Origin of the sequence: Bythopirellula sp. (assembly GCF_041737835.1) — a bacterium.
Classification (GTDB): domain Bacteria; phylum Planctomycetota; class Planctomycetia; order Pirellulales; family Lacipirellulaceae; genus Bythopirellula.
In genome coordinates this window covers 1-2,915 of sequence record NZ_JBGSQY010000005.1, presented here as the reverse complement: position 1 = coordinate 2,915, position 2,915 = coordinate 1, and the positions used below count along the sequence as shown (strand labels likewise).

The window sequence follows — 2,915 nt, the reverse complement described above, 5'->3', positions numbered from 1 at the left end:
CAAATTGGTGCCATCGAGTTATTTCAGTAGTTCTACATTCCGGTATTATTCATCCTTGTCGATGCTGCCGCACAAACTCGGCCAACTGTGGCGATCCATGAACTCGTGCGATTTCTTCTGATTCATCAATACCCGCAGCAGGATCAAGCAAGTTCTGGCGTCGATGCCTAAATACCATGTCTGGAGCAGCGGTGGGGAAACTTTTTCCATCTTTCTCGGCGTTTTCCAGGGCGACTAGTAAGCCGCTCGGGTCTTCACGCCGCCAATGGTTTTTCCAGACGATATCGCCGTTGTTTCCGGCCGGGACGGGACTATCATCTGCCAGTACACGAACCTTGCCGACGATCTGTTGCCTGCCAATTGGCTTGTAGCAGCGGATGCCCATTGAGCTCGAATAGTTCAGCGAAGGAATATCTTCGGGCGTAAAGCGGACAGCATAAACAACCCCATGCCTGTGAGACTGCTGGCAGCCTTCGCAACGCTCGCGCAGATCGGCGAATCGTTCGACTTGCCGCTTTAGCCGATCGAGATCAACTCGCATCACACGAGGGGGCAACGCGCCAGACGAGGCTAGGCCGATTGCCTCGCGGCGCTGGTATTGGTAATGCTCATCGCGGACGGCTTCGTCTGCCAAGTATCTATCCAAGTCCCGCAGGGCATAGCGAATTCCTCTTGCGGATTCTCCGCCGGCAAACTCGCGCTGCGCATACATCAGCGAGCGTAAGGAGAACTCGCGGAAGTAGATCGGCTTGGTCTCGTTTCCTTGAAAGTCGCCCGAAACGGAAAACGAGTCGAGTGCAACATACCCACCTGTGTGCTTGCCGCACCAATTCATGGAACGGTACACCAGAACCAAGTCGAGAACATCCGCCGCAGAACAAATGGCTGGCGACCACTTTAACCCTTCGGCGTCGATTTGGTCTTCGTTGATCGAGGACGTTGCGTGGTACTGTACCCACGGATCGCGATCAATCTCCAGCGGAAATAGCGTTTCGCAAGCTCGCAGCTCTTTATCGCTGAATGTGCGAAAGTCTGTTGATGTACTCACAGTCCCAATCCTTTCTTCCGCGCCAGCACACCTTCGACCCAGCGGCGCTCGTCAGTGCCGGGTGGGTATAGTGCGGAGAAAGATTGGGCCAATTTCCAGAAGCGAACATCCTGGCCGACGCCATCGTCGACGAGGAAACGTTTCATTAATTCGCCGCGGCCGGCGGCGAAGAGGATCATCGCCTGGTGCAGTCGGTCGAGAACGGTGCTGCCGGGAGGCGGTCCCTTAAGTTCGCCCCAGCCTTCTTCTGCAACCTCGGCTTCGTTCAGGTCGTCAAAGAAGGTTTTCTGTTCGGGCTTCTTGAGCTTTCGACCTCCAGTCGGAGCGCCGTTGGCAGACTGCTTACCGAACAAGTAAGCCGTACGCTCAGCAACAGGCAGCAAGCGAGCTTTGTCACCGGCCACTTCGACAATTGAATCACTCTTCTCAAGATCGGCACCCAGTCCTTGGGCGATCTTGCGGGCAGCATCGAATTCCAACGTGAAGCCGGTTGCCTTGGCTTTTTTCTTTGGCGTGTTGTCTTCGTCATCTTCGGATTCTTCGCTCTCTTCCTCGTCCGTCTCGTCGCCGTTGGTCGCGGTCTTTTCGGCTGCGCCGCCGAGTGTCCAGAGCCACATGGCGGTAAGTCGCGCGTCGGGCTCTAATCCGGCAGCATCGGCGTCGCGGAAAATCATCGAGAGGGCTTCGGTCGAGACGACCGCCCACACGTGTTCCAGATACTCGCGCAATTCGGCAGCTTCGCCATTGGCTTTCTCGACACGGCTAAATCGACTGAATACTTCCAGTGCTGGACCAAGGCAAGCAAAGATCGCATCGGCACCTACGACGCCTTCCGCCGCAAGTCTGGGCATCCATTCATGAATTCTCTTCGGAAGCTCATCTAATACATCTCGCCATTCACCGATTGATTCGGTAACGGTGCCGTCGGTATTCTCACGCGGGCGGCAGACGAGATGCACGCTACTCGCCAGGCGTGCCTGTCCCTGAGCCGCTACGCGAGCCTCCATTTCCGTATCTATTGGCCACGACCCAGTGATAATCCAACCTGCGTCAATGACTGCCTTTAGGATCGCTTCCCATGATGCGGTGGTTTTGCTCGCAAACACAATACAACCAATGGCATCGGGTCTGACTATCCGACGGCTTTCAGCAAAAGCGCGTGTTAATTCCCGCTCGTAGAACTCGATTCCTTTTTTGGGATTACTTAACTGGTGTGGCCGATCAACTACAATTTCCTCGATCTTTGGCACGGAGGGTTCGCGCAGAAGCCTTGGGTGGACGGTAATCAGTGTCCGCCGAAGCCAAACATAAAAATAGTCTGAAAGGTGAGCGTATGGAACTGCATCATAGTATGGTGGGTCTGTGACGACCGCTGCTACAGAGTCATCTGGGAGCGAATGACTTGTTGCAGACACCTGCTCAATGTGTCCCGGTACCAAATCTGCCTGTACCGTGGAATTCATTGCATTTACAACCCAATCCAGTGCACCTGCAAAACCGCCAGTTGCAGCTGAGTGCGGTGGAACTTCTGCGAAATCCCAAATCATTCCAATGGCCTGACGACCAAAAGTGTTCCCAATGAATTCGCCAGCGGCCACCCATCTGCACATTGCCGATCCATAATCACTTTGGCGTCCAACGACCAGCGCGAGGCATGTTCTGATAGCCTCCACTAGCCCGGAGTCGCTGCCCATGTTCGTTCCTGCTTCCCGGGCAAGTCGTGCAAGCGTGGAAAGCGCCAAGGCTTGACGCGGTGTAAATAAATCTCCCCAGCATTCCATTCCGTAAATGGGTACGCTAATTCGCCGAATTTCGTTTAGTGATATTTTCTCATCCGGCACCAATGACAATCCTTCAATCGATTGCT

Annotated in this window: 2 protein-coding genes; both read right to left on the bottom strand. The window is 54.5% G+C overall.

The window, feature by feature from the left end:
* Positions 1–49: 49 nt before the first annotated feature.
* Entirely contained in the window at positions 50–1,048 is a 999-nt protein-coding gene (locus AC6T8Q_RS02885; protein ID WP_500677644.1) for a hypothetical protein, read from the bottom strand.
* Positions 1,045–2,915 (bottom strand): DUF1156 domain-containing protein (locus AC6T8Q_RS02880; RefSeq protein WP_500677643.1); only part of this gene is annotated, 1,871 nt, incomplete at its 5' end. The genes AC6T8Q_RS02885 and AC6T8Q_RS02880, both read right to left, overlap by 4 nt.